Below are 280 nucleotides of genomic sequence, written 5' to 3'. Positions count from 1 at the left end.
AACCCGTTCTTCGTTCAGCTTGTGGATGGGGCAAAGAAGGAGGCTAAGGCCAAGGGAGTTAACCTTCAGGTGCAGGACGCGTCAGACGACGCCGCCACCCAGGCCAACCAGCTTGCTAACGCGGTATCTACCTCAGCCAAAGTAGTTATCGTCAATCCGACTGATTCTGACGCCGTTGCGCCGTCTGTGAAGGCCCTCAATAAGGCGAAAATCCCGGTGATTACGGTCGACCGCAGCTCCAGCAGCGGTGATGTTGCTTCCTTCATTGCATCTGACAACA

At 55.4% G+C, this 280-nt stretch carries 1 protein-coding gene; it reads left to right on the top strand.

Annotated elements, in window-relative coordinates; translation table 11 throughout:
* The coding region (locus tag CKO33_RS13280) for a substrate-binding domain-containing protein (RefSeq protein ID WP_200182699.1) at positions 1-280 on the top strand (280 nt) is incomplete at both ends.

This window comes from Ectothiorhodospira mobilis (assembly GCF_016584115.1).
In the GTDB taxonomy this organism is placed as follows: domain Bacteria; phylum Pseudomonadota; class Gammaproteobacteria; order Ectothiorhodospirales; family Ectothiorhodospiraceae; genus Ectothiorhodospira; species Ectothiorhodospira mobilis.
The sequence above is the reverse complement of the archived record's forward strand: the minus strand, read 5'-3'. Positions and strand labels throughout refer to the sequence as shown.